General features: G+C 71.2%; 22 protein-coding genes. 18 read left to right on the top strand and 4 right to left on the bottom strand.

Annotation, left to right across the window (positions count from 1 at the left end; all coding sequences use genetic code 11):
* Positions 1–672 precede the first annotated feature (672 nt).
* From ACFV9D_RS16550 to ssuE, 7 genes are all read left to right on the top strand, one after another.
* Complete coding sequence (locus tag ACFV9D_RS16550; RefSeq protein WP_385146006.1) at positions 673–1,809, top strand: LLM class flavin-dependent oxidoreductase; 1,137 nt, start codon at positions 673–675, stop codon at positions 1,807–1,809.
* Positions 1,806–2,393: a GNAT family N-acetyltransferase gene (locus tag ACFV9D_RS16545; protein WP_385146004.1), complete on the top strand. Its 588-nt coding sequence runs from the start codon at positions 1,806–1,808 to the stop codon at positions 2,391–2,393. Before ACFV9D_RS16550 ends, ACFV9D_RS16545 begins: the two co-directional genes overlap by 4 nt.
* Positions 2,390–3,343 (top strand): ABC transporter substrate-binding protein, encoded by a 954-nt coding sequence (locus ACFV9D_RS16540; protein WP_385146002.1) that lies wholly within the window; start codon positions 2,390–2,392, stop codon positions 3,341–3,343. Before ACFV9D_RS16545 ends, ACFV9D_RS16540 begins: the two co-directional genes overlap by 4 nt.
* A gap of 25 nt (positions 3,344–3,368) precedes the next feature.
* The gene (locus tag ACFV9D_RS16535; RefSeq protein WP_385146000.1) at positions 3,369–4,397 is read left to right on the top strand and encodes an amino acid ABC transporter permease; all 1,029 of its coding nucleotides are present in this window, start codon (positions 3,369–3,371) and stop codon (positions 4,395–4,397) included.
* Positions 4,394–5,158, top strand: a complete 765-nt coding sequence (locus tag ACFV9D_RS16530) for an amino acid ABC transporter ATP-binding protein (protein WP_385145998.1) — start codon at positions 4,394–4,396, stop codon at positions 5,156–5,158. Before ACFV9D_RS16535 ends, ACFV9D_RS16530 begins: the two co-directional genes overlap by 4 nt.
* Positions 5,159–5,197: 39 nt before the next feature.
* Positions 5,198–6,184 (top strand): ABC transporter substrate-binding protein, encoded by a 987-nt coding sequence (locus ACFV9D_RS16525; protein ID WP_385145996.1) that lies wholly within the window; start codon positions 5,198–5,200, stop codon positions 6,182–6,184.
* A gap of 75 nt (positions 6,185–6,259) precedes the next feature.
* On the top strand, positions 6,260–6,817 hold the full coding sequence (gene ssuE / locus ACFV9D_RS16520; protein ID WP_385145994.1) for an NADPH-dependent FMN reductase: 558 nt from the start codon (positions 6,260–6,262) through the stop codon (positions 6,815–6,817).
* A 47-nt stretch (positions 6,818–6,864) separates the two neighbouring features.
* Here the strand turns inward: ssuE and ACFV9D_RS16515 are convergent, their stop codons facing one another.
* From ACFV9D_RS16515 to ACFV9D_RS16505, 3 genes are all read right to left on the bottom strand, one after another.
* On the bottom strand, positions 6,865–7,848 hold the full coding sequence (locus ACFV9D_RS16515) for a teichoic acid biosynthesis protein C (protein ID WP_385145992.1): 984 nt from the start codon (positions 7,846–7,848) through the stop codon (positions 6,865–6,867).
* A 167-nt stretch (positions 7,849–8,015) separates the two neighbouring features.
* Entirely contained in the window at positions 8,016–9,179 is a 1,164-nt protein-coding gene (locus ACFV9D_RS16510; protein WP_385145990.1) for an agmatine/peptidylarginine deiminase, read from the bottom strand.
* 221 nt (positions 9,180–9,400) lie between these two features.
* On the bottom strand, positions 9,401–10,012 hold the full coding sequence (locus ACFV9D_RS16505) for a TetR/AcrR family transcriptional regulator (RefSeq protein ID WP_385145988.1): 612 nt from the start codon (positions 10,010–10,012) through the stop codon (positions 9,401–9,403).
* 181 nt (positions 10,013–10,193) lie between these two features.
* On the opposite strand from ACFV9D_RS16505, the gene ACFV9D_RS16500 reads away from it, so the two are divergent.
* The 11 genes from ACFV9D_RS16500 (at position 10,194) to ACFV9D_RS16450 (ending at position 22,795) form a co-directional block, all read left to right on the top strand.
* Positions 10,194–11,780 carry a protein kinase gene (locus ACFV9D_RS16500; protein ID WP_385145986.1) on the top strand — a complete coding sequence of 529 codons (1,587 nt, stop codon included), beginning with the start codon at positions 10,194–10,196 and terminating at the stop codon, positions 11,778–11,780.
* 81 nt (positions 11,781–11,861) lie between these two features.
* Entirely contained in the window at positions 11,862–12,443 is a 582-nt protein-coding gene (locus ACFV9D_RS16495) for a TetR/AcrR family transcriptional regulator (protein WP_385145984.1), read from the top strand.
* 264 nt (positions 12,444–12,707) lie between these two features.
* A complete protein-coding gene (gene ureA / locus ACFV9D_RS16490; protein WP_385145982.1) occupies positions 12,708–13,424 on the top strand; it encodes an urease subunit gamma in 717 nt (238 codons plus the stop codon).
* Positions 13,421–15,190, top strand: coding sequence for an urease subunit alpha (locus ACFV9D_RS16485; protein ID WP_385145980.1), 1,770 nt, complete (start codon positions 13,421–13,423; stop codon positions 15,188–15,190). The genes ureA and ACFV9D_RS16485 overlap by 4 nt, the downstream gene beginning before the upstream one ends.
* Positions 15,191–15,301: 111 nt before the next feature.
* Complete coding sequence (locus tag ACFV9D_RS16480; protein ID WP_385145978.1) at positions 15,302–16,315, top strand: agmatine/peptidylarginine deiminase; 1,014 nt, start codon at positions 15,302–15,304, stop codon at positions 16,313–16,315.
* A gap of 53 nt (positions 16,316–16,368) precedes the next feature.
* Positions 16,369–18,045, top strand: coding sequence for an ABC transporter substrate-binding protein (locus tag ACFV9D_RS16475; RefSeq protein WP_385145976.1), 1,677 nt, complete (start codon positions 16,369–16,371; stop codon positions 18,043–18,045).
* A complete protein-coding gene (locus ACFV9D_RS16470) occupies positions 18,042–19,001 on the top strand; it encodes an ABC transporter permease (protein WP_385145974.1) in 960 nt (319 codons plus the stop codon). The genes ACFV9D_RS16475 and ACFV9D_RS16470 overlap by 4 nt, the downstream gene beginning before the upstream one ends.
* Positions 18,998–19,858 (top strand): ABC transporter permease, encoded by an 861-nt coding sequence (locus tag ACFV9D_RS16465; protein ID WP_385145972.1) that lies wholly within the window; start codon positions 18,998–19,000, stop codon positions 19,856–19,858. The genes ACFV9D_RS16470 and ACFV9D_RS16465 overlap by 4 nt, the downstream gene beginning before the upstream one ends.
* A complete protein-coding gene (locus tag ACFV9D_RS16460; RefSeq protein WP_385145970.1) occupies positions 19,855–20,859 on the top strand; it encodes an ABC transporter ATP-binding protein in 1,005 nt (334 codons plus the stop codon). Before ACFV9D_RS16465 ends, ACFV9D_RS16460 begins: the two co-directional genes overlap by 4 nt.
* Positions 20,852–21,682 (top strand): ABC transporter ATP-binding protein, encoded by an 831-nt coding sequence (locus ACFV9D_RS16455; RefSeq protein WP_385145968.1) that lies wholly within the window; start codon positions 20,852–20,854, stop codon positions 21,680–21,682. The genes ACFV9D_RS16460 and ACFV9D_RS16455 overlap by 8 nt, the downstream gene beginning before the upstream one ends.
* On the top strand, positions 21,683–22,795 hold the full coding sequence (locus tag ACFV9D_RS16450) for an agmatine/peptidylarginine deiminase (protein ID WP_385145966.1): 1,113 nt from the start codon (positions 21,683–21,685) through the stop codon (positions 22,793–22,795).
* Between the two features lie 9 nt (positions 22,796–22,804).
* On the opposite strand, the gene ACFV9D_RS16445 is transcribed toward ACFV9D_RS16450, so the two are convergent.
* On the bottom strand, positions 22,805–23,935 hold the full coding sequence (locus ACFV9D_RS16445) for a magnesium and cobalt transport protein CorA (protein WP_385146045.1): 1,131 nt from the start codon (positions 23,933–23,935) through the stop codon (positions 22,805–22,807).
* Between the last annotated feature and the right edge of the window lie 79 nt (positions 23,936–24,014).

Here is a 24,014-nt window from a genome sequence, read left to right as displayed (position 1 = left end):
GCGAACACAGCGCGGGTACGGTGCGGCGGCCGGGTCTCGGCGTCATCACATGCGCCGCGTCCCTCAACGCGGCCGGAGCAGCTGCCGCGCGGGGGCGGAGCCGGTCCGCCTCGATCGTATGTGCCGCATGCACGCAGGTGTCAACCAGGCACGGGAAGCGCTCAACGCCGGTCCGGAATCCGGGCCGTGGTTGACGAAAGCGCTGATGTACTGCTCAATTGGTCGCATGAATGCCGAGCAGCGCCTGGTCACCCGTGACCACATCGACTTCGGTCGGGTGTGGTCCGCGGCGTGTTGCGCCTGACTCGGCAGCGGGCCGTCCGACCGGCCCTTCCCTCCCTCGGTAACCCCGTCGTGGGCCGAGATCTCTCTTCGTAGCACCGTCGTGCCCACGCGCTGAGCATGCGCTGAATCCGCCGCCGCCCTGATCCACGGCTGCGCTGCATCCATCGCTTTGCTGACTCCGTGACGTACGGACGGGCCTACGAGCGCGGACACCCGCTGCCGCCGCCCCACCTCGCCCGAGGCCCCGAACACCCGGCGTCATCACACCTGCTTCGACCCCGCTCCGCACTCCCTGACGTGCCGTCAACTCCGGCCGCGGCAAGGGCCACTCCGCCCTGGCCGCGTGCTGCCGACAGCCCCATCAGACCTGAGGAAAGGCCCTCACCCATGCCTGTGGAATTCCTTGGCATCGCCGCCACCAACGACGGTTCCGAGACGACCCCGCGCTCCGGCGCCGCCTTCGACAAGGAGTACACGCTCCGGCTGGCCCGGGCGCATGAGGAACACGGCTGGGACCGTGTGCTGTTCGCCTACGGCTCCGGATCGCCGGACCCCGCGCCGGCCGCCGCGTACATCGCATCCAAGCTGGACCACCTCCAGATCCTGCTCGCCCACCGGCCCAACGTCTCGTACCCCACCTTCGCCGCCAAGACCTTCGCCACCCTCGACCAGATCAGCGAGGGCAGGCTCACCGTGCACTTCATCACCGGCGGCAACGACCAGGAGCAGGGCCGCGAAGGCGACACCCTCACCAAGGACGAGCGCTACGCCCGCACCCGCGAATACATCGGCATCGTCAAGAAGATCTGGACCACCCACGAGCCCTTCGACCACGAGGGCGAGCACTACCGCTTCCACGACTTCGTCAGCGACGTCTTCCCCGTCCAGCAGCCGCGCCCGAACGTCTCCTTCGGCGGCTCGTCGCCTGCCGCGTACGAGGCCGGGGGAGCAGAGGCCGACATCTACTGCCTCTGGGGCGAGCCCCTCGCGAGGACCGCCGAGCAGATCGAGGCGGTGAAGGCCGCGGCGGCGGCCGCGGGACGCACCGACGTGCCACGCATCCAGGTGGCCTTCCGGCCGATCATCGCACCGACCGAGGAACTGGCCTGGGAGAAGGCGCATCGCACCGTAGGGGCCATCAAGTCCCGCAGGGCCAACGGCGAGCCGATCACCAAGCGGCACAACGGGCTGACACAGCCACAGAACACCGGCTCACAGCGGCTCGTCGCCATCGCCGAGGCGGGGGAGCGGTACGACCGGGCCCTGTGGACCCCCACCGCCGCCGCCACCGGTGGCGCGGGCAACTCCAACGCCCTGGTCGGCACGCCGGAGACGGTCGCGCAGGCGCTGCTCGACTACTACGACCTCGGCGTGGACATTCTCTCCGCCCGCGGCTACGACCTGTGGGACGACGCCATCGACTTCGGCCGGTACGTGATCCCGATCGTCCGCGAGGAGGTCGCCAAGCGCGACGCCGAGCGGGCGGCCCGCGGCACGCAGACCCTCGCGGCGGTACGCGGATGACTTCCGTCGCACAAGCGCCCCCGTCGCAGGCCGAGCTGACGGTGGTTCACGTTCCCGTGTCCGACTCACGGGTGGAACCGCTGCTGCGCGAACTCGGCGACGAGTACTCCCAGCGCTACGGCAAGGACGCCCACGCCGAACTCGCCCGCTACCCCGACGAGGAGTTCACCGCTCCGTACGGCGGCGTCCTGCTCCTGCTCCTCGAAGACGGCGCGCCCGTCGCGGGCGGCGCCTTCCGTCGGTACGACTCGACCACGGCGGAGCTGAAGCGGATCTGGACCCACTCCGCCCACCGTCGTCGCGGTCTGGCCCGACGTGTCGTCGTCGAGCTGGAGCGCGAGGCGGGCACCCGCGGCTACCGGCGGATCCATCTGACCACCGGGCCGCGCCAGCCCGAGGCCCGCGGCCTGTACCTGGCCACCGGCTACACACCGCTGTTCGACACGGAGGCCGACCCGGAAGCCATCGGTCCGCTGCCCTTCGAGAAGCACCTGCCCTTCGAGAAGCCCCCGCCCTTCGAGAAGCACCCGCCTTTCGAGAAGCAGCCTGACGGAGCACGTACAGGAAAGGCAGTGGACCAGTGAGTCTCCAGGGGAACAGCACCCGTCTGCGCGTCGCCGCGATCGCCCTGTTGTCCCTCGGCGCGCTGACCGCCTGCGGCTCCGGTGGCACCCCAGGCACCGCACCGCCGGGCGCCCAGGCAGCCTCCGCGCCGGCCGACGACCCGGTCGCCGCCGTGCGCAAGGTGGACTCCGCCGCCGCCCTGCTCCCCGCCGACGTACGCGAGTCGGGCACGCTGCGGGTCGGCACCTCGGTCGGCTTCCCGCCCGGGGCGTACTACCCGAACGGTGCCGACAAGGCACCCGCCGGCCAGGACATCGACATCGCCGATGCGGTGGCCAAGGTCCTCGGCGTGAAGCTGGAGCGACAGGACGCGTCCTTCGAGACGATCCTGCCCGCCCTCGGCAGCGGCAAGTACGACGTGGGCACGGGCAACTTCGGCGTCACCACCGAACGCCTGAAGGCCGTCGACTTCGTCACCTACATCAACGACGGCCAGGGCTTCGCGGTGAAGAAGGGCAGCACCGTACTCAAGGCGAAGGTCACCGACCTGACCCAGTTGTGCGGGCTGACGATCGGCACCGGGGCCGGGACGACGTTCGAGGCGACCCTCGCCGCACAGAAGGGGGGGTGCGCCAAGGCGGGCAAGAAGCCGTACGACGTGAAGGTCTACTCGGAGAACGGGGCGACGCTCACGGCCCTGCAGCAGGGCCGGATCGACGTCGTCATGTCGACCATCAACGGCCTGCGCTACCAGGCGGCGCAGCCGGCGGCGGGGACCACGTTCCTCGGTGAGTACCACCGCCTCGACGTCGGCTTCGCCTTCAAGAAGGGCTCCCCGCTCACCAACGCGTTCCAGGCCGCCGTCAACGAGCTGATCGAGGACGGCACGTACGCCCGGATCCTCGAGAAGTGGGGCACAGCCGACTCCGCGATCGACACCTCGCGGATCAACCCGCCCGAGCACACGTGACGAGCAGGCAGGAAGAACGACCACGATGGCACTCACCACCGATTCCGCATCCGCGCCACCCGGCGCGGCCTCCCCGGGCGCTCGCCCCGAAGCCCCGCCCGCCCCGGACGACCCGGCCGCGCTCAAGGTCGTCCCCGCCCGCCACCACCTCCGCTGGGTGGCAGCCGCCGCTGTGACCGTGCTGGTCGCCCAGTTCGTGCACGGTCTGGCCACCAACCCGGTCTGGGAATGGGGCGTCTTCCGCGACTACGTCCTGTCCGAGACGATCGTCCAGGCGGTGTGGGTGACGCTCCAGCTCACCGCCTACGCGACGGTGCTGGGCTTCCTCCTGGGCACCGTCCTGGCCTTCATGCGGCTGTCGCGCAGCCCGGTGCTGCAGACCGTCGCCTGGACCTACATCTGGATCTTCCGGTCCATCCCGATGATCGTCCAGCTGGTGTTCTGGTTCAACCTGAGCGCCCTGTACGAGGAGTTGGGCGTCGGCATTCCCTTCGGCCCGGTGTTCTGGTCCGTCGACAGCAACAGCCTGATCGGCACCATCGGCGCCGCGATCATCGGACTGACGCTGCATCAGGCCGCGTACGCCGCCGAGATCGTCCGGGGTGGCGTCATCTCGGTCGACCACGGACAGCTGGAGGCCGCCGCCGCGCTGGGCATCCCCCGGTTGCGGCAGATCCGCCGGATCGTGCTGCCGCAGGCCATGCGCGCCATCCTGCCCACCGCCGGCAACGAGATCATCGGCCTGCTCAAGGGCACCTCAGTGGTCTATGTGATGGCGATCGGCGAGCTGTTCTACCAGGTGCAGGTGATCTACGGCCGCAACGGACGGGTGATCCCGCTGCTGCTGGTCGCCACGGCCTGGTACGTGGTCCTCACCTCCCTGCTGTCGGTCGCGCAGTACTACGTCGAGCGGCGGTTCGCCCGAGGCGCCGACCGTACCCCGCCGCCCACCCCGCTCCAGCGCGTCCGGCGGTTCGTACGCGACCTGCGCGCGGCGGCGGCGAGGCGCAACCAGCCCGTCATACCCCTGAAGCCCCTGGGAGACAGCCGATGAGCGACGTGATGGTGGACGTCCACGCCGTGCACAAGAGCTTCGGCCCTCTGGAGGTGCTGCGTGGCGTCGACCTCCAGGTCCGGGCCGGCGAGGTCACCGTGATCCTCGGCCCGTCCGGCTCCGGCAAGTCCACGCTGCTGCGCACGATCAACCATCTGGAGAAGGTCAACCGCGGCTGGATCAGCATCGCGGGCGAGCTCATCGGCTACCGCCGCTCGCGCGGAAAGCTGCACGAGCTGAAGGAGAAGGACGTTCTGAAGCAGCGAACCCGCATCGGGTTCGTCTTCCAGAACTTCAACCTCTTTCCGCACCTGACCGTGCTGGAGAACCTCGTCGAGGCGCCGGTCTCCGCGCTGCGCCGCCCGCGCAAGGAGGCGGAGCAGAACGCCCGTCGTCTCCTTGAGCGGGTCGGGCTGGCCGACAAGACCGACGCCTACCCGCGTCAGTTGTCCGGCGGTCAGCAGCAGCGCGTGGCGATCGCACGCGCTCTCGCCCTCGAACCGAAGGTGCTGCTCTTCGACGAGCCCACCTCGGCGCTCGATCCGGAACTGGTCGGCGAAGTCCTCGATGTCATCAAGGACTTGGCCCGCTCCGGAACCACCATGATCGTCGTGACCCACGAGATCGGCTTCGCCCGCGAGGTCGCCGACACCGTGGTGTTCATGGACGGCGGTGTCGTCGTGGAGCAGGGCCCGCCCGCGGCCGTACTCGACGACCCGCAGCACGAGCGCACTCGCGCCTTCCTCTCCAAGGTCCTCTGACCACCCCTCACCCCCGTTTCCCCATCAAGGAGCACGACCATGTCCATCACCTCGCTCACCCGCCGCACCACCGCCGCCGCGCTGGGACTCACCGCCGCTCTCGTCCTCGCCGCGTGCGGCAACCCCTCCGACGGCGGCACGACCGAGGTCGCGGACACGTCGGGCAACAAGACCACGATCAACCTGAGCCCGGACCAGAACCGCATCACCACCGACAAGGTCGACTCCATAGCCGCCCAGGTCCCGGAGGAGATCCGCAAGAGAGGCACCCTGGAGATCGTCGACTCGTCCGGCTCGGCGGCGCCCCTGACCTTCCACGCCACCGACAACAAGACCGTCATCGGCGTCGAGCCCGACATCGCCTCCCTGGTCGCCGACGTGCTCGGCCTCAAGCTGCACATCAACACCGTCTCCTGGGAGAACATCTTCGTCGGCCTCGACAGCGCCAAGTACGACGTCGGCTTCAGCAACATCACCGTCACCGAGGAGCGCAAGGAGAAGTACGACTTCGCCACCTACCGCGAGGACAACCTGGGCTTCGAAGCGAAGAAGGGCAGCGGCCTGAAGATCACCGGGCCGCAGGACGTCGCGGGCAGGACCGTCGCCGTGAGCAGCGGCACCAACCAGGAGAAGCTGCTCGTCGAGTGGAGCAAGGAGAACGAGAAGGCCGGCCGGAAGCCGGTGAACATCAAGTACTACCAGAACGACAGCGACACCTACCTCGCTCTCCAGTCCGGCCGCATCGACCTCTACCTCGGCCCCAACCCGACCGCCGCCTACCACGCGGCCACCACCGGGAAGACGGAGGTCGTCGGCACGTACTCCGGTGCCGGCGCCAGCCTCCAGGGCCTCATCGCGGCAACCACCAAGAAGGACAGCGGCCTGGCCGAGCCGCTCGCCGACGCGCTCAACGAGATCGTCGACAACGGCACCTACGCCAAGGTCCTGGAGCGCTGGGGCCTGTCCGACGAGGCCGTGACCAAGTCCGAGATCAACCCGCCCGGCCTGCCCAAGACCAACAAGTAGCCGTCGCAGGAAGCGGGGCCGCCGTACGCGGCCCCGCTCAGTCCCAGGAAACCTCACGCGCCCGAAGGGTCCGCCATGGCCACCGTCCTGTCCGTCTCCGGAAGCCCCTCCGCCACGTCTCGCACCGCCCGCCTGCTGCGCCACCTGGACAGGCGGCTGACCGCCCAGGGGCACGAGGTGATCCCGCTGGACGTCCGTACCATCCCCGCCGAGGCCCTGCTCGGCGCCGACTTCCGGCACCCGGCGATCGTCGAGGCGACCGAGCTGTTCGCCCGCGCCGACGGGGTCGTGATCGGCACACCCGTCTACAAGGCCGCCTACTCCGGGCTGCTGAAGTCCCTGCTCGACCTGCTGCCGCAGTACGGTCTGGTCGGCAAGACGGTCCTTCCGCTGGCGACCGGCGGGACGACGGCGCACGTCCTGGCGATCGACTACGCCCTGCGTCCGGTGCTCAGCTCCATGGGCGCCGCGCACATCGTGCAGGGCTGGTTCACGCTCGACAAGGACATCGCGGTGGGCGACGACGGCACCCTGACCGTCGCGCCGGGCCCGGCCGAGGCGCTCACACAGGTCGTCGACCAGTTCTCCGAAGCCCTCGGAAGCCGCAGGGCCCTGGTGGCGGCCGCCGGATGAGCACGCCGCCCGGGCGCGGCCGGCAGGGCGGTCGGCCGTGGCTGGGCTCAGATCAGCGCGTTCTTGTAGAAGATGCTGGAACGCCGGTCGCCTTCCACGCCCGTGGCGAAGCCGATGAAGAGTCGGGCCTCGCCCGCGTCCGTGCGGTAGATGGCCAGGCCCTCGGGCTCGCGGTGGTGGAGGGTGGAGCCGGCCTTGGTGAGGACGGGACCCTGCTTCACGGTTCCCGTGTTGATGTCGATGCTGGTGACGTAGGTGTTGCCGTCGCCCACGGGAGTGCCGGGCACGGGGTAGGCATCGCCCGTCAGGTAGTACATGTACGAGCCGTAGAGCGTGTAGCCCTGCGGCGTGCCGGAGATCGTCGGCTGCTGGAAGTCGACCAGGGGCGCGCTGAAGTCGCCGTTCTCGACACTTTGCAGGTCGTAGACGGCGATGCGCTTGCCGGCAGAGGTGTGGTAGCGCACGATCATGCGCTGGTAGACCGGGTCGATGGAGCAGGTGTACTCGATGCCCCCGGAGATCGGCGCGTACTTGCGCGCGCTGCTGAGGTCGGCGGAGGCCACGGTGGTGCCGGGGGTGAAGGCGAGGGTGGCCAGCTTGCTGCCGTACCCGTTGGTCCGGGCGTCGCACTCGATCCACAGGTTGGTGCCGGTGCCGCTGGGCACCGCGCCGAACGCGACGCCGTGCCCGAACCCGTCGAGGTGCATGTACGAGAGGTAGTTCCCCTGGAAGTCCATCTTGTTGATGCACAGGTCGCCCGCGGACTCGGGGCTACCGTCCCGCTTGGTCGCGATGAAGAGGTACTTGTTCACCCAGTCGAAGGCGAAGCTCTGCTGGACCCGAGGACCGTGCGTGTTCGCGGACCGGAACAGGTCGTACGAAGGCTGCGTGAGATCGAACCGCTTGGTCGCGGCCACGTCGGCCGCGGCGGTCTGCGCGCCGACACCGAGCCCGAGCGCGGCGAGCGAGGCGCCGGCACCGGTGCGTATGAGGCTGCGGCGGGAGAGGGGGGAACCCGGGGTGCGGTTCAAGGTGGGACTCCAGAGGCATGAGTCGGCGGCAGGGACAGATGATCCTATCCGCGCCGAGTGGGATCCTCATGGAGGAGCCGAGGACGGCCGGTGAAGCGCTTCCCTGAATCCCGCGGGGTCGACGAGCCCGCCACGGGGCCGGAGTTCGCGTCCTTCTCGGGACGCGGTCAGGCGGCGGGCTTGCCGGGCTGGTCGTGGGTGGAGCAGTGGATGCCACCACCGCCCGAGGCGATGGTGTCGATCTGCAGCTGGATGATGTCCCGCTCGGGGAAGTGCTCCTGAAGGATGGCCTTCGCCCGCGCGTCGGCCTTCCGGTCGCCGAACTTGGGCAGGAAGACGGCGTCGTTGGCGATGTAGAAGTTGGCGTAGGTGGACACGAAGTCGTCGCCCTCGCCGGTGATCCTGTCGAGGTCGGGCTGCGGCAGGTCGATGATCTCGAAGCGCCGGCCCCGCGCGTCGGTCGCCTTGCTGAGCACCGATCGGGCCTGGTCGGCCGAGCGGGACCAGGAGTCCGGGGGCGTACCGGGGAACGCCTGGTCCAGCAGGACGACGCCGGGCGCGGTGAAGCGTACGAGGCTGTCCACGTGCGCGTCGGTGATGTCCTCACCGCGGACGCCCGCCAGCCAGACCACCTTCTCCACACCGAGGGTCTCGACGAGCTCGTCCTCGATCTGGTCCCGGCTCTTCCCGCGGTTGCGGTTGTCGTTGACGATCGAGCTCTCGGTGAGGAGCAGGGTGCCCTCCCCGTCGGTCTCGAACGAGCCGCCCTCGGCGACGAGCGGCGCCTGCTCGCGGGGGATGCCGTACTTTCCGAGCAGCTTGCGGCCCACCTGGGCGTCGTTGGTGTGCTCCTGCTTGTTGCCCCAGCCGTTGAAGTTGAAGTCGACTCCGACGACCTCGCCGCCGTCCTCGACGAAGACAGGGACGGTGTCGCGGGCCCACAGGTCGTCGACGGCGAGCGGGACGACCTCGACCTGCTTGCCGCAGGCCCGCTGGGCCGCGGCCACCTGTTCCGGGCGGGCCATCATCACGACCGCCTCGTACTCCCCGATGGCCCGCGCGATGCGGGCGATGTCCTCCCGTACGTAGGGCAGATCGTCCTCCCAGACGGAGGCGAGGGCGGGCCAGGACATGAACGTACGGGTGTGGCTCTCCCACTCGGCGCCGAAGCGGCGCTCGCCTCCGGCGGCCCGGGTGCGGGCGGGGGCGGTGGTCGTACCCCCGCGGACGGACTCCTCGGGCCCACAGGCGGTGGCGCCGACGGCGAGGGCGCCGCCGATGCCGGCAAAGGCAAGCAGGGCCGTCCGGCGAGAGGGGGGAAAGTGGGACACGGTGTGCTCCGATCGTGGGCTGGCGAGACTATCCAGCGGCGGCGGGCGGATCGCGGTGACGCGCGCGGCGGTGGCTGTCGCGGGCCTTGGCTTCACGCGCCGGCGGCCGTGGAGACGGCTGAGCGGAGGCGTGAGGGGGATGGCCGTGGGCCTCACTCTGGCACTGACTGAATTTTCAGTCAAATTCTTGGAGACTTCACGTGATCGAGCGTTGCCCGGCCTCAGCCGACGGAGCACACGGCCCACGGCTCTCGCGGTCGCAGCCCTGCGACCTCCGCCGCGATCGCGGCCCGCATCAGCTCGGAGGCGTGGTCGACCGGGAGCACTCCGATCAGCCACCGGGTACTCAGGCCCTCCAGGAGCACCGTGAGTCGTTCGGCCGCCGCGGCGCGGGCCGTGCCGGCGGCCGTCGGGTCGACCTGGCCCAGGAGGTCCGCGATCTCCCGGACCCATTCCAGGCCCGCCCGCGCGAGCTCCTCCCGCAGCTCCGGTTCGAAGATCGCGCTGGCCCGCAGTTCGCCCCAGGCCGTGCTGTTCTCGCGCACCTCGGGGGTCTCCTGGAGCTCCAGCAGCAGCCGGCGCTCCAGCTCCCGCCGCCCGTCCTCCGGTCCCCGCGGCCCGGGTGGCCGACCGCGGGTGTACCGCTCCGCCCGGTCGCCGATGAAGCGCAGCGTGTGGCGCAGCAGGCCGGCGCGGTCGCCGAAGTGGTAGTAGACGAGCGACTTGGCGACCCGCGCCTCGGCGGCCAACTCCTCCACCCGCAGTCCGCGCACCCCGCGGCGCGCGATCACCTGGGCGGCGGCCTCGAGGATCGCCGTCTTCCGGTCCTTCACCCTGTGCTCCTTCGCGCGGATCTCATCCGAGTCCGTCCGTCCGTTATTGACTGAAACTTTAGTCAACAGGCACGATCGGGCGCGGGGCGCGGCGTGCGCCCCTCCGGCGCGGTCGCCCGGATCCCTCCGACCAGCCCGACCCGATCGATCCGCCGTTTCCGTACCGCCGAAAGAGCCGCCCATGCCCTCCGCCCAGCCGACCGGGGTTCAGCCGGTCCACTCGCCGCTGTCACCCCACGACCCCCGCGAGATCGGCGGTTACCGCGTCCACGCCCGGCTCGGCTCCGGCGGTATGGGGGTCGTCTACCTCGCCCACACTCCGGGCGGCCGGCCCATCGCCCTGAAGGTGGTCCGCGAGGACTTCGCCGCCGCCCCGGAGTTCCGGCGACGGTTCGCCCAGGAGGTCGCGAGCGCGCGCCGCATCCACGGCCTGTTCACCGCGCAGGTGGTGGACGCCGGCGTCGACGACGCCGTCCCCTGGCTCGCCACCGCCTACGTGCCGGGTCCTTCGCTCCAGCAGGTGGTCGAGCGCCACGGCCCGCTCCCCACGCGCACCGTGCTGCTCCTCCTCGCCGGAATCGCGGAGGCCCTCCAGGCCATCCACGGGGCCGGCGTGGTCCACCGCGACCTCAAGCCCGCCAACGTCCTCGTGGCCGAGGACGGCCCGCGCGTCATCGACTTCGGCATCGCGCGGGCGGCCGACGCCACCGGACTCACCGGCACCGGACTACGGATCGGCACCGCCGCGTACATGGCCCCCGAGCAGGCGCTCGGGCACGCCGTCACCCCCGCCACCGACGTCTTCGCGCTCGGCGTGCTCGCCGCCTATGTGGCCGGCGGCGCCCTGCCCTTCGGGACGGGACCCGAGTCGGCCGCCCTGTACCGCGTGGTCCACGAGCCGGCCGACCTCTCCCGCGTACCGGAGGACCTGCGCGCACTCCTCGGGCGTTGCCTGGCCAAGGATCCCCGGCAGCGGCCCACCCCGGCCGAGGTGATCACGGCCGTGCGCGCGCACCCGGCCGTGGGTCCCTCGCCGGAGTTCGGGGAGGGCTGGCTGCCCGGGGCGGTCGGACGAGAGGTCGCGCGTCGAGCGGTGGGCCCGGCCGCCCCCGAGCCCACGCTCCGCGACGGTCTCTCCCCGCACGACCGGCCCACACAGGCATCCACCCCCGCGGCCCCGGTGCCCACGGAGCGGATCGCCACGGACGACGACAGGCCGCGCCGAGCGCCGACCGGCGGCCGGCCGTCCGCACGCCCGGACCGCCGCGGGTCCCGACGCGGTCGTACGGCTCTGACCGCGGGGGCCGCCGCCGTCCTCGCCGCGCTCCTGGCGGCGGCCGGGGCGGTCCACTGGCTGGACGAGCCCGGACAGGGCGGCGCCGAGCCGGGCGTCACGTACAAGCAGGGCTACGCGGACGTCGAACTGACCGCCCCCGACGACGGCTACGAGTTCGACCTGGGCGCCGGGAAGGTGACGCCCGCCGAGACCGCCACGTGGTACCTGGCCCGTGACAAGGACGGATTCGTGCTGCCCGAGGACGTCGACGCCTTCGTCGCCTCCGGATACGCGCTCGGCCCGGCCGACTGCGAGCGGGGGGTCGACACGGAACCGGTGACGAGTCTGCCGTTCGACGAGCTCGCCGACGAGCGGCCGTTCTGCGTGCGCAGTTCCGACGGCGAGCGGCTCGTCGTGGCGCGGCTGGTCGAGACGGCCCCCAGTGGCGGTCCGATCACGGTCGTGCTGAGCCAGTACCGGAAGAACCGATGAGCGGAGCAGGGGCGGCGGGAGGCTGCGACCGGGGCGGCTGCGGCGAACGCCGTGCCCTGCGGTCCGGATAGGGTTCGTGACATGGCGTCTCGCAGTACTCAGATCCTGGAAGCGGCCGCCCGGGTGATCGCCCGGCGCGGGGTCCGCGGGCTCCGCGTGGAGGAGCTGGCCGAGGAGGCCGGGGTCTCCACCGGCCTGATCTACTACCACTTCAAGGACCGCACGGGAATCCTGCGCCACACGCTGGAGTTCATCAACGACCGCGCCGAGCGGTACACCACGGCCCAGGACCTGGAAGCGGAACCGCTGAGCCCCCGCGAGGAGCTCGACCAGATCCTGCTCCTGGAGCTCCAGGACACCCCGGAGGTGCGGGAGAACAGCACCGCCTGGGGCGAGTTGCGGGCGAGCGCCGTCTTCGACCCCGTCCTGCGCGAGGACCTCGCCCGGGCGACCTTGGTGTGGGTGCAGGAGGTGGCCGCGCTCCTGGGACAGGTGCAGCCGCTGGCGCCGGCCGCACGGCTCGCCTCCGCCGCGGAACGGCTCACCGCCCTGCTCGAGGGGCTGAGCATGCGCTGGCTCAGCGGCGGCATCGCGATCGACCACGCACGCGGCCTCATGGCGGAGGCCATCGAGGTGGAGCTGGCTCGACTGCGGCAGGCGTAGAGGGCCGCGGTCCGCCGCGGTGCGGCGCCGGCCTCGCCGGTGCGACCGGGCCCGGCACCCCTCCTTGTACGGAGGTCGGTTCGGGCATGCGCGGGCTCTTGACTGAATTTTCAGTCAGTGCCACAGTGAGGCATCGCCGGGCTCCGCCGGCCGCTCCTCCTCGATGCGGTCGAACGCCATGAGAAGCCCCGGCTCCCTCGCTCTCTCCCCGCCTTCGCAGGGGAGAAAGGAAGCAACCATGTACGCCACGTACGCGAGGTCGACATGCCGCTGACACCCACGGAGCGGGACCGCCTGCTGCTGTTCACCGCCGCCGAACTCGCCCGGGCCCGCCACGCGCGCGGTCTGCGGCTCAACGTCCCCGAGGCGACCGCGCTCATCGCGGACACCGTCTGCGAGGCCGCCCGCGACGGACTGCGCCTGGCCGAGGCGATCGAGGCGGGCCGTTCGGTCCTGGGCGCGGACGACGTGCTGCCCGGTGTCGTCGACGTGGTCACCGAGATCCAGATCGAGGCCGTCTTCGACGACGGCACGCGGCTCGCCGCCGTCGCCGAGCCGTTCGGGGCGCGGGAGCGGAACGACGGCGCCCCCGGCGCCGTGCTGCCCGGCCCCGTCGCCCTGGTCGCCCCCGAGCCGGTGGTCACCATGACCGTCCGCAACACGGCCACGGTGCCGGTCAGTGTGACCTCGCACTTCCACTTCTTCGAGGCCAACCCGCGTCTCGACTTCGACCGGGCCGCCGCGTACGGCATGCGCCTGACCGCCTCCGCCGGCTCGTCGACCCGGTTCGACCCCGGGCAGGCAGTCGATGTGGGGCTGGTCCCGATCGGCGGAGCGCGCGTCGTCACCGGCTTCGCCGGCCTGGTCGACGGCCCCCTCGACGCTCCCGGCGCCCGCGCGCTGGCCCTGGCGCGGGCCGCCGCCTGCGGATACCTGGGCGCGGAGCCCCAGCACGACGCCTCGGAAGGGATACGGGCATGAGCAGACCGACGCGGCACGGCGACCACTGCGCCCCCGGGCGCAGCCGGCACCTCGATCCGTACGAGTACGCCTCCGTGCACGGCCCGCGGGCCGGCGACCGTGTCCGCCTCGGTGACTCCGGTCTCGTCGTGCGCGTCGAGTCCGACTCCCAGAAGCCGGGGGACGAGTTCCTGGCCGGTTTCGGGAAGACCGCCCGTGACGGCATGCACCTGAAGGCCGCCGCGGTCCGGGAGACCTGTGACGTCGTGATCAGCAACGTGCTCGTGATCGACGCCGTTCAGGGCATCCGCAAGGTGTCTATCGGTATTCGTGAGGGCCGGATCCATGCCATCGGGTGCGCCGGGAACCCCGACACCCTCGACGGTGTCGACGTGGTCGTCGGGACCGGGACGACCATGATCCCGGGGGAAGGGCTGATCGCCACCGCCGGTGCCGTCGACACCCACGTCCACCTGCTCTCGCCCCGCATCATGGAGGCATCCCTGGCGAGTGGCGTCACCACGATCATCGGACAGGAGATCGGCCCGAGCTGGGGCGTCGGCGTCAACTCACCGTGGGCCCTCAGGCACGCCTTCAACGCCTTCGACGCCTGGCCGGTCAACATCGGTTTCCTCGCCCGAGGTTCGTCCTCGGATCCGGCGCCGCTGGTGGAGGCGCTGGCGGAGGGTGGGGCGTCCGGTTTCAAGGTGCACGAGGACATGGGTGCCCATACGCGGGCGCTGGACACGGCGCTGCGGGTGGCGGAGGAGCACGACGTCCAAGTGGCGCTGCACAGCGACGGCCTGAACGAATGCCTCTCCGTCGAGGACACGCTCAAGGTCCTCGATGGCCGGACGATCCATGCCTTCCATATCGAGGGCTGCGGCGGTGGGCACGTACCGAACGTCCTGAAGATGGCGGGCGTGCCGAACGTCATCGGCTCCTCCACCAATCCCACGCTGCCGTTCGGCCGCGACGCGGTCGCCGAGCACTACGGGATGATCGTCTCCGTCCACGACCTGAAGACCGACCTGCCCGGCGACGCCGCGATGGCGCGCGACCGGATCCGGGCCGGGACGATGGGGGCGGAGGACGTCCTGCACGACCTCGGCGCGATCGGGATCACCTCCTCCGACGCGCAGGGGATGGGAAGGGCCGGCGAGACCGTACGCCGGACCTTCGCCATGGCCGGGAAGATGAAGGCCGAGCTGGGGCCCCTTCTTCCCTATAACGGGGAGAACGGCGACGGCGCGCACGACGACAACGCGCGCGTGCTCCGCTACATGGCCAAGCTCACCATCAACCCGGCGATCGCCCACGGCCTCGCGCACGAGATCGGTTCGATCGAGGTCGGCAAGATGGCTGACATCGTGCTGTGGCGGCCGGAGTTCTTCGGCGCCAAGCCCCAGATGGTCATCAAGAACGGCTTTCCCGCCTATGGCGTGACCGGTGACCCCAACGCCGCCACCGGCACCTGCGAACCCCTCGTCCTCGGCCCGCTGTTCGGCGCCCACGGTGCCGCCCCCGCGGACCTCTCCGTGGCCTTCGTCAGCCGCGCCGCGGCCGAATCCGGCTCCTCGGGCCGTCCGTACGACGCCCTCGCCACCCGCCGTCGCCGGGTCGCCGTGCGCGGCACCCGCGGCATCGGCCCCGGCGACCTGCTGCTCAACTCCCGGACCGGCGACGTCCAGGTCGACGGCCGCACCGGCCTGGTGACCCTCGACGGGGCGCCGATCCGCTCCGAGCCGGCGCACGAGGTCTCACTCAGCCGCCTCTACTTCCTCTGACACTCAGGTGATTCCTGGGCTGATTCCCGGGCCTTCTCACACCCAGTGTCTTGACTGAAAATTCAGTTAGGGCCCACGATCCCACCCAACGCTCGAAGAGAGAGACCTCTGATGACCGGTTTCCGTATGCCCGCCGAGTGGTCCGAGCACGAGGGCTGCCTGATGGCCTGGCCCAGCCGTGTGGACCTGTGGGACGGCGTGCTCGACGCCGTGAAGTGGGAGTACTCCGACGTCGCCCGCGCCATCGCCCGCTTCGAACCCGTCACGATGGTCGCCCCGCCGGGATTCGGCGACGACGTCCGCGCCCACTGCGGCGGCGACGTCACCGTCGTGGAACTGCCCCTCGACGACTCCTGGTTCCGCGACTCCGCGCCGCTGTTCGTCCTGGACGGCGACGGACGCCGGGCCGGCGTCGACTTCCGCTTCAACGCCTGGGGCCGCAAGCACCACCCGTACGACTCCGACGACCGGATCAGCGCCCTGCTCCTGGAGCACCTCGGCGTCGAGCGCGTCGCCTCGGACATGATCCTGGAGGGCGGGGCGATCACCGTCGACGGCGAGGGCACCCTCATCACCACCGAGCAGTGTCTCCTTCACCCCAACCGCAACCCGGACATGACCCGGGAGCAGATCGAGGCCGAGTTGAAGGCACGGCTCGGCGTCGAGAAGGTCATCTGGCTGCCGTACGGCGGACTGCTCGACACCGAGACCGACGGCCATGTCGACGGAGTCTGCGCTTTCGCCGCCCCCGGCAGGGTCGTCGTCTCGCTGCCCGACGACCCCCAGCACCCCGACTACGCCCGGATGCGTGCGAATCGTGCCGTCCTGGAGGTCTCGACCGACGCCCGCGGCCGCGCCCTGGAGATCGTCGACGTCCCCCAGACCGCGTTCGCCGAGGTCGCCGGCGCCCGCGTCGAGGTCTCGTACCTGAACTACTACGTCGCCAACGGCGGTGTCGTCGTCCCGGTCGCCGGGGTGTCCCAGGACCTGGCCGCCATGGAGGTGATCGCCGCCGCGTATCCGGATCGGAAGGTCGTCGGCGTGCCGGCTCCGGTGATCGCGTACGGCGGCGGCGGAGTCCACTGCATCACCCAGCAGATCCCGGTGGTCCGCCCCACGGCGTAACCCCGCAGGAAACCCCTCACCCTCCTCCTGCCGTACCGAAAGTGAGCGCGACGATGAGCAGCACCGCACCGCCCCCGCCCCGCGTCTCGAGACGCCGCCTCGCCAGGACCGCGCTCGCGGCCCTCGCCTCGGCTGCCGCCCTCGCCGCCGTCACCGCGCTCGCGGCCTGCGCCGGCCCGCCCCGTGGCGGGGCCGACGGAACCGGTGCCTCGTTCGCTCTCTCGGTCGGCACCCCCGAGCCCCAAGGGGACATCGACTCCTTCACATGGGCGCTCTACGCGGAACCGCCCACGCTCGACCACACGATGGCGTTCGACTACCCGCAGAACACCATCCTCTCCAACGTCTGCGAGAGCCTGATGCGCTGGACGCCCGGGCTCACCCTCGAACCCGGACTCGCGGAGAAGGCGACCAACCCCGAGCCGACGACGTGGGTGTACGACCTGCGGCGCGATGTGCGGTTCCACGACGGCCGGACCATGACGGCGGACGACGTCGTCTTCAGCCTCGGCCGCCAGACCGACCCGAAGAACGCCGCCGCCTGGGCGCAGAACTTCCAGAACGTCGCCTCCATACGCAAGACCGGCCCCCTCCAGGTGACCGTCCGGTTGAAGAAGCCCGACTCGCAGTTCCCCCAGTACATGGCGACCGCCGCCGGCGTCGTCGCCTCCAAGGCCGGGGTCACGGCGGCGGGCGCCGACTACGGCGCCTCCGGTGGCCTCGCCTGCACCGGCCCGTTCACCCTCGGCGACTGGCAGAAGGGGCAGTCACTCGAACTGAGGCGCTTCGACGGCTACTGGGGCATCCGGGCCAAGGCCGGAAAGGTCGTCTTCCGCTTCCTCACCGACCCGTCCGCCCGGACGAACGCCCTGCTCAGCGGCGAGGTCGACGGCGGCTACCTCATCCCGACCGAGAGCTACGGACGCCTCAGGGACAGCGGCGTCGGCACCCTCTACTTCGGCGAGGGCCTCAGCACCGTCAACCTCGGCATCACGAACATGAAGGGCCCGCTCGGCGACGTCCGCGTGCGCCGGGCGCTCTCCCTCGCCCTGGACCGCACCGGGTTCGTGCAGGCCGGCCTCGGCGGCGCGGGCACCGTCACCAGCTCCCTCACCACCCGCGCCGCCTGGGCGGGTGCCTCGCCCGAGGTGCGCAAGGCGGCCTTCGACGGGCTGCCGCCGACCACCCGGGACGTCGAGAAGGCGCGAGCCCTGGTCAAGGAGGCCGGCGCCACCGGCACGACCCTGACCGTCGCCACCAGCTCCATCGGCCAGGACGTCTCCCTCCTCGCCACCGCCGTCCAGGCCGCGGGCACCGAGATCGGGCTGAGGATCGACCTGAAGTCCGTCGCCCCCAACGCGTTCACGGCTCTCTTCACCGACCCGGAGGCGCGCGAGGGCATCGACGCGTTCCCGCTCACCTACTACGACTCGATCACCGACCCGCTCGACCTCCTGACGAACTTCAGGACCGGCGCGTACCTCAACTTCGCCGGATACAGCGACAAGCGGTACGACGAACTCGTCGCGCAGGCCACCGCCACCTACGACAAGGACCGCCGCCTGCGCATCGAGAGCGAGCTCCAGAAGCACGCCGCCGAACGGCTGCCCTGGATCCCCGTCGCGGAGTGGCCCACCGCCGTCTTCCTCAACAAGCGGATCACCGGCGCCCCCACCACCATCGCGTACATGTACTACCCGTGGGCCGCGGGCGTGGGGGCCGCACGATGAGCTTCGCCAGATTCGCCGCACGCAGGGCCGCCGAAATGGCGGTCACCCTCCTCGTCGCCTCGTTCGTCGTCTTCGGAGCCATGTACCTGGCGCCCGGCAGCCCCGCGAGCTTCCTGCTCTCCGGCCGTTCGGCCTCGCCCGAGGCGCTCGCCGCCGTCAATGCCCGCTACCACCTCGACGACCCGTTCGCGCTGCGCTATCTGCACTGGCTCGGTGACGTGGTCCAGGGCGACTTCGGCCGGTCCCTCACCTACCGCACCGAGGTCTCCCGGCTCCTCGCCGACCGCTTGCCCACCACTCTGCTCCTGATCACCATGGCGCTGGTCGTGGTCGTCACCGCCGGACTCCTCCTCGGCCGGATCGCCGCCGTACGCGGCGGCACCACCGACGCCACCGTCCTCGTCGCCACCACCTTCGCCGTCGGCACCCCGTCCTTCGTCGCCGCCGTCCTGCTCCAGGGGCTCCTCGCCGTCAAGCTCGGCTGGTTCCCGAGCAGCGGCGCCGGCGACGGATTCCTCGACATGGTGTGGCATCTGACCCTGCCCGCCCTCGCCCTCGCTCTGTACCTGATCGGCATGCTCGCCCGCGTCACCCGCACCGCCATGCTCGAAGCCCTCGACAGCGAGCACGTGACCGTGGCGCGCAGCCGGGGCGTGCCCGAACGCCTGGTCATCCGCCGCCATGTGCTGCGCAACTCGCTCGGAACCGTGCTCACCACCGGCGGCCTGATCGTCTCCACGCTGCTCGTCTGCACGATCCTCGTGGAGACGGCCTTCAGCATCGGCGGCATCGGCCAGCTCCTCGAACTGGCCACCACGACCAAGGACTTCCCGACCGTGCAGGCCATCTCCCTCGTCATCGTGGCGCTGTTCATGGCCGTGAACCTGGTCGTCGACCTCGTACTGCCGCTTGTCGACCCGCGGATCACCCTCGGTACGAGAGGGGCCGCCGCATGACCGCCGTCCTCACCCGGCGCCCCGGCCTCGCCAAGGTCCGTGCCGGCTCCGGCCGTTCGCCCCTCCACCTCGCCGGCCTCGGCTTCGTGGGCCTGGTCGTCCTCGCGGCGCTGTCCGCGCCGTGGCTCGTGCCGCACGACCCCAACGCGGTCGACCTCGGCGCCGCGCTCGCCGGACCCTCCGCCGACCACCCGCTCGGCGTCGACGCCGCGGGCCGTGACACCCTCTCCCGGCTGCTCCTCGGCGCCCGGACCTCCCTGCTCGGTCCGCTCGGCGTGGTCGTCTTCTCCACCCTCGCCGGGGTGGCCGTCGGCACCGCCGCGGCATGGCGCGGCGGCTGGCTGGACTCCGTCCTGTCCCGCTCGACCGAACTCGTCTTCGCCTTCCCCGGCATGCTGCTCGCGATCCTGGTCGTCTCCGTGTACGGGGAGGGCCTGCTCGCCCCCGTCGTGGCTCTGGGCCTCGCATACCTCCCGTACGTCAGCCGGCTCACGCGCTCCCTCGTCCTGGCCGAACGCGCCCGCCCGTACGTCAGCGCCTACCTCGTCCAGGGGCACTCGGCGCTCCAGATCTGTCTGCGTCATGTCGTGCCCAACATCGCCCCCGTGGTCCTCGCCCAGTCCACCATCAACTTCGGCTACGCCCTCATGGACCTGGCCGGCCTGTCCTTCCTCGGCCTCGGCGTGCCTCCGCTCACCCCCGACTGGGGTCGCATGGTCTTCGACGGCCAGACCGCCGTCCAGCACGGCTACCCGCTCTCCGCGATCCTGCCGTGCGTCCTCGTCGTGCTGACCGTCGTCGCGTTCAACGTGGTCGGGGAGCACTGGGCCGACCGCGTCGCAAGGAGAGACCGATGACCCCTTCCGCTTCGTCGCCCCCCACGCTCGACATCCGGGGACTGCGCCTCACCCTCCCCGGTCTGGCCCGCCCCGTCCTCGACGGCGTGGACCTCACCGTCGGTCCGGGCGAGACCGTCGCCCTCGTCGGCGAGTCAGGCTCCGGGAAGTCCCTCACCTCGCGCAGCGCCCTCGGACTGCTGCCCACCGGAGCCGCCACCGAGGGCACCGTCCTGGTCGAGGGCCACGACGTCCTCACCATGGCCGCCGACCGGCTGCGCGGCGTACGCGCGGGCACCGCCGCCATGATCTTCCAGGACCCGCGGGCCGCCCTCAATCCACTGCGCCGCATCGGCGACTTCCTCACCGAGGGAGCCCGCTCGGCCGGAGTCATGGACGAGAAGGCCGCTGCCGCCCGCGCCGCCGAACTCCTCACGGCGGTGGGCCTGGACGACACCGTCCTGCGGAAGTACCCGAGCCAGGTGTCCGGAGGCATGCTCCAAAGGGTGGTGATCGCGGCCGCGCTCATGGGCGACCCCGCCCTCCTGCTCGCCGACGAACCGACCACCGCCCTCGACGTCACCACCCAGGCCGAGGTGATCGCCCTCCTCGCCCGCCTCCGCGCGCGCTTCCGCACCGGCCTGCTGTTCGTCACCCACGACCTCGACCTGGCGGCGGCGATCAGCGACCGCGTGTACGTGATGTACGCCGGGAGGATCGCCGAGTCCGGCCCCGCCGACGTCCTCTTCGAGCGCCCCCGGCATCCGTACACCGCGGCCCTGCTCGCCTCCGCGCCGCGCCTCACCACCCCCGGCGGCCGGCTCGCCGCCATCCCGGGACAGCCGCCCGACCCGTACACCCCGCTGACCGGCTGCGGCTTCGCCGCCCGCTGTCCGCTCGCGACCCGGACCTGCCGGGAAGCGGCTCCGGAAGCGGCGCCGGCCCCCGGCCGGCCCGAACACCTCACGGCCTGCCACCACAGTGACCGGCTCGCGCGAGAAGGAGCGGTCCTCGATGCCTGAACCCCTGCTGCGCGCCATCGACCTGAGCCGCGCCTTCGGCACCGTACGGGCTGTGGACGGGGTGTCCTTCACCCTGCCCGAGGGCGGCTCGCTCGGCATCGTCGGCGGCTCGGGCTCCGGCAAGACCACCACCGCGCGCATCATCGTCGGCCTGGAGCGGGCCGACGGAGGGGAGGTGCGGGTACGGGGCCGAGCCCGGCCGGCCCGGGTACGCGGACGGGAGCAGCGCCTGGCCCGGGCCCGTGAGGTGCAGATGGTCTTCCAGGACCCCTACCTCTCCCTCGACCCCCGAACGAGCGTCGAGCGGGTCCTGCGCGAGACGCTGCGCCTGCACTTCCCGGAACGCGACCCCGATCCCCGTGTCCGCGAGCTGCTCGACCAGGTCGGCCTCGGCACGCGCGCCGCTGACGCCCTGCCCCGGCACCTCTCCGGCGGCCAGCGTCAGCGCGTCGCCATCGCCCGCGCCCTCGCCGTCGAGCCGGCCGTCCTCGTCCTGGACGAGGCGGTCGCCGCCCTCGACGTCTCCGTGCAGGCCCAGATCCTCAACCTGCTCGCCGACATCCGCGCACAGACCACGATCGCCTACCTCTTCATCACCCACGACCTCGGCGTGGTCCGGTGCGTCACCGACGAGGTCCTCGTCATGCGCCACGGCCGCGTCGTCGAGGCCGGTGCCACCGCCGAGGTGCTCGCCGCGCCTGGGCACCCGTACACCCGGCTGCTCCTGGACTCCGTACCGCGCCCCGGCTGGAACCCGGACCGGATCGCGGCCGCCCGCCAGGAGCTGTCGACCCCGCAGGCAACCCTCACACAGGAGGCATGAATGAACCGAGGCATGAACCGGCGCGGCTTCCTCGCGGCGGCCGGACTGACCGCCGCAGGTGCCGCCCTCGCAACGACCACCACCGGAAAGGCGCGCGCCGCCGCGGGCGCCTTCCGCGTCCCGGTCGAGGACACCCGCCACACCCGTACGTGGATGGCCTGGCCGGACAGCACCGCGATATGGCCCGGCAAACTGAGCGGCGTTCAGGCGGACATCTCCCTGATCGCCCGTACCATCGCGACGTACGAACCCGTCGTCATGTGCGCGAACCCCGGGAGCGCCGCCAAGGCCCGCTCGATGTGCGGGTCCTCGGTCACCGTCATCAGCTCCATCCCCGTCGACGACTGCTGGATGCGCGACACCGGGCCCGTCTTCCGCACCGACGGGGCCGGCGGTCTCGACGCCGTGGGCCTCAACTTCAACGGCTGGGGCAACAAGCAGACCCACGCCAAGGACGCCCTCGTCGCCGAGCGGATCGCCGCCTGGGTCGGCGTCCCGTTCACGTCCGCCGACCTGGTGGGCGAGGGCGGCGCCATCGAGCAGGACGGTGCCGGCACCCTGATGGCCACCCGCAGCAGCCTCGTGAACGGCAACCGCAATCCCGGGATGTCGGAGAGCCGACTGGCCGCGGCCATGTGCGAGGCGTACGGCGCCTCCAAGGTCATCTGGTTCGACGGCGTCTACGGCCAGGACATCACCGACGACCACGTCGACGCCACGTCCCGCTTCCTGGCCCCCGGCGAGGCCCTCGTCCAGATGCCCCTCTCCAGCGACACCGACGCCTACGCCCGCGACGCGCGCCGGCAGTACAGCGTCCTGTCCGCCTCGACGACCGCGACCGGCCGCGCCATGGACGTGATGCGCCTCCAGGGCCCGGACTACGACAAGATCCGCTCCACCAACCGGAACTTCCTCGCCTCCTACGCCAACTTCTACCTCTGCAACGGCGCCGTCATCAGCGCCCACTTCGGCGACACGAGGGCGGACGAGGCGGCGAGGGCGACGCTGGCCCGGCTCTACCCGGACCGCGTCATCGAGCAGCTGAACATCGACCGCCTCGGCACGGGCGGCGGTGGCATCCACTGCGTGACCCAGCAGCAGCCCGCCGCGTAGCGCCGACTCCTACAGCCAGTCCCGCCGCTTGAAGATGAAGTACAGGCTCGTGCACACCAGCGCCATCAGGCCGATCGCGAACGGGTAGCCGAACGTCCAGTTCAGCTCCGGCATCGCGTCGAAGTTCATGCCGTAGATCGTTCCCACGAGTGTGGGTGCAAAGAGGATGGCGGCCCACGAGGAGATCTTCTTGATCTCCTCGTTCTGCTCGAAGCCCGCCTCCGCCAGTGCCCGCATCTCCGCGTTCTGCTGCTGGGTCACCAGGGTCGCGTTCACCGTCAGGATCTCCGTCAGGGCCTGGCGGAAGCCGTCCACGCGTTCGCTGGTGTGGGTGACGTGGTCGGCCACGTCGCGGAGGTAGCGCTGGAGTTCCTCGTCCGTGCCGTATTTGGCGAAGCCTGCCATCAGGCCGTGGAGCATGCCCACCAAGGGGCGGGTGGCGCGTTGGAACTCGACCATTTCGCGGGAGAGTTCGTAGATGCGACGGGACACCGCGGGGTCGCCGCCGAAGACCTCGGTCTCGATCTCGTCGATGTCGTTCTGGACGCCCGCGACCACCGGGGCGTAGCCGTCGACCACCGCGTCCAGGATCGCGTACAGGACCGCCTCCGGGCCGAGGGCCAGCAGGTCCGGGTTCTCCTCCATGCGGTGGCGGACCGCCGACAGGTCCGGGGCCGCTCCGTGGCGGACCGTGATCACGAAGTCCTGGCCCACGAAGATGTGGAGCTCGCCGAAGTCCACCTCCTCCTGGGCGTCCAGGTAGCGGGCCGCGCGCAGGACCACGAAGAGGGTGTCGCCGTACCGTTCCAGCTTCGGGCGCTGATGCGCCTCCAGGGCGTCCTCGACGGCCAGCTCGTGGAGGTCGAACTCGCCTGCCAGGGAGTGGAGTTCTGACTCCGTCGGGCGGTGCAGGCCGATCCAGGCCATGCCGTCCGGGTGCTCGCGCAGCTGGCGGAACGTCTCGGCCAGTGTCGCGGGGGAGGAGACTCTGCGGCCTTCCCGGTAGAGGGTGGCCTGCACCACGCTCGGCCGGTCGGTCGGGTCGGCCCCGGGTGCGGACTGCTGCGGCTCCGGCTGCTGCGGCGCGGCCGGCGGTTCCGGCTGGCGGCGCCAGGCTGCGCGGGGGCGGCGCTCCGACATCGTGGGGTCCATCTCCGTGTGCATGATCGGGCCAAGGTCTCCGGGCAGGATATACGGGGTGAATCCCCGCAGCGCGACG

The organism is Streptomyces sp. NPDC059875 (genome assembly GCF_042731085.1).
Classification (GTDB): Bacteria; Actinomycetota; Actinomycetes; order Streptomycetales; family Streptomycetaceae; genus Streptomyces.
Note: the sequence above shows the minus strand (reverse complement) of the source record. Positions and strands in the feature narration are given on the sequence as shown.

Coding starts and splice junctions, on each gene's coding strand:
- ACFV9D_RS16500 (WP_385145986.1), top strand. CDS start 10,194: ATGCCCTCCGCCCAGCCGACCGGGGTTCAGCCGGTCCACTCGCCGCTG.
- ACFV9D_RS16550 (WP_385146006.1), top strand. CDS start 673: ATGCCTGTGGAATTCCTTGGCATCGCCGCCACCAACGACGGTTCCGAG.
- ACFV9D_RS16480 (WP_385145978.1), top strand. CDS start 15,302: ATGACCGGTTTCCGTATGCCCGCCGAGTGGTCCGAGCACGAGGGCTGC.
- ACFV9D_RS16530 (WP_385145998.1), top strand. CDS start 4,394: ATGAGCGACGTGATGGTGGACGTCCACGCCGTGCACAAGAGCTTCGGC.
- ACFV9D_RS16470 (WP_385145974.1), top strand. CDS start 18,042: ATGAGCTTCGCCAGATTCGCCGCACGCAGGGCCGCCGAAATGGCGGTC.
- ACFV9D_RS16525 (WP_385145996.1), top strand. CDS start 5,198: ATGTCCATCACCTCGCTCACCCGCCGCACCACCGCCGCCGCGCTGGGA.
- ureA (WP_385145982.1), top strand. CDS start 12,708: ATGCCGCTGACACCCACGGAGCGGGACCGCCTGCTGCTGTTCACCGCC.
- ACFV9D_RS16460 (WP_385145970.1), top strand. CDS start 19,855: ATGACCCCTTCCGCTTCGTCGCCCCCCACGCTCGACATCCGGGGACTG.
- ACFV9D_RS16455 (WP_385145968.1), top strand. CDS start 20,852: ATGCCTGAACCCCTGCTGCGCGCCATCGACCTGAGCCGCGCCTTCGGC.
- ACFV9D_RS16475 (WP_385145976.1), top strand. CDS start 16,369: ATGAGCAGCACCGCACCGCCCCCGCCCCGCGTCTCGAGACGCCGCCTC.
- ACFV9D_RS16495 (WP_385145984.1), top strand. CDS start 11,862: ATGGCGTCTCGCAGTACTCAGATCCTGGAAGCGGCCGCCCGGGTGATC.
- ACFV9D_RS16485 (WP_385145980.1), top strand. CDS start 13,421: ATGAGCAGACCGACGCGGCACGGCGACCACTGCGCCCCCGGGCGCAGC.
- ACFV9D_RS16535 (WP_385146000.1), top strand. CDS start 3,369: ATGGCACTCACCACCGATTCCGCATCCGCGCCACCCGGCGCGGCCTCC.
- ssuE (WP_385145994.1), top strand. CDS start 6,260: ATGGCCACCGTCCTGTCCGTCTCCGGAAGCCCCTCCGCCACGTCTCGC.
- ACFV9D_RS16450 (WP_385145966.1), top strand. CDS start 21,683: ATGAACCGAGGCATGAACCGGCGCGGCTTCCTCGCGGCGGCCGGACTG.
- ACFV9D_RS16545 (WP_385146004.1), top strand. CDS start 1,806: ATGACTTCCGTCGCACAAGCGCCCCCGTCGCAGGCCGAGCTGACGGTG.
- ACFV9D_RS16465 (WP_385145972.1), top strand. CDS start 18,998: ATGACCGCCGTCCTCACCCGGCGCCCCGGCCTCGCCAAGGTCCGTGCC.
- ACFV9D_RS16445 (WP_385146045.1), bottom strand. CDS start 23,935: ATGTCGGAGCGCCGCCCCCGCGCAGCCTGGCGCCGCCAGCCGGAACCG.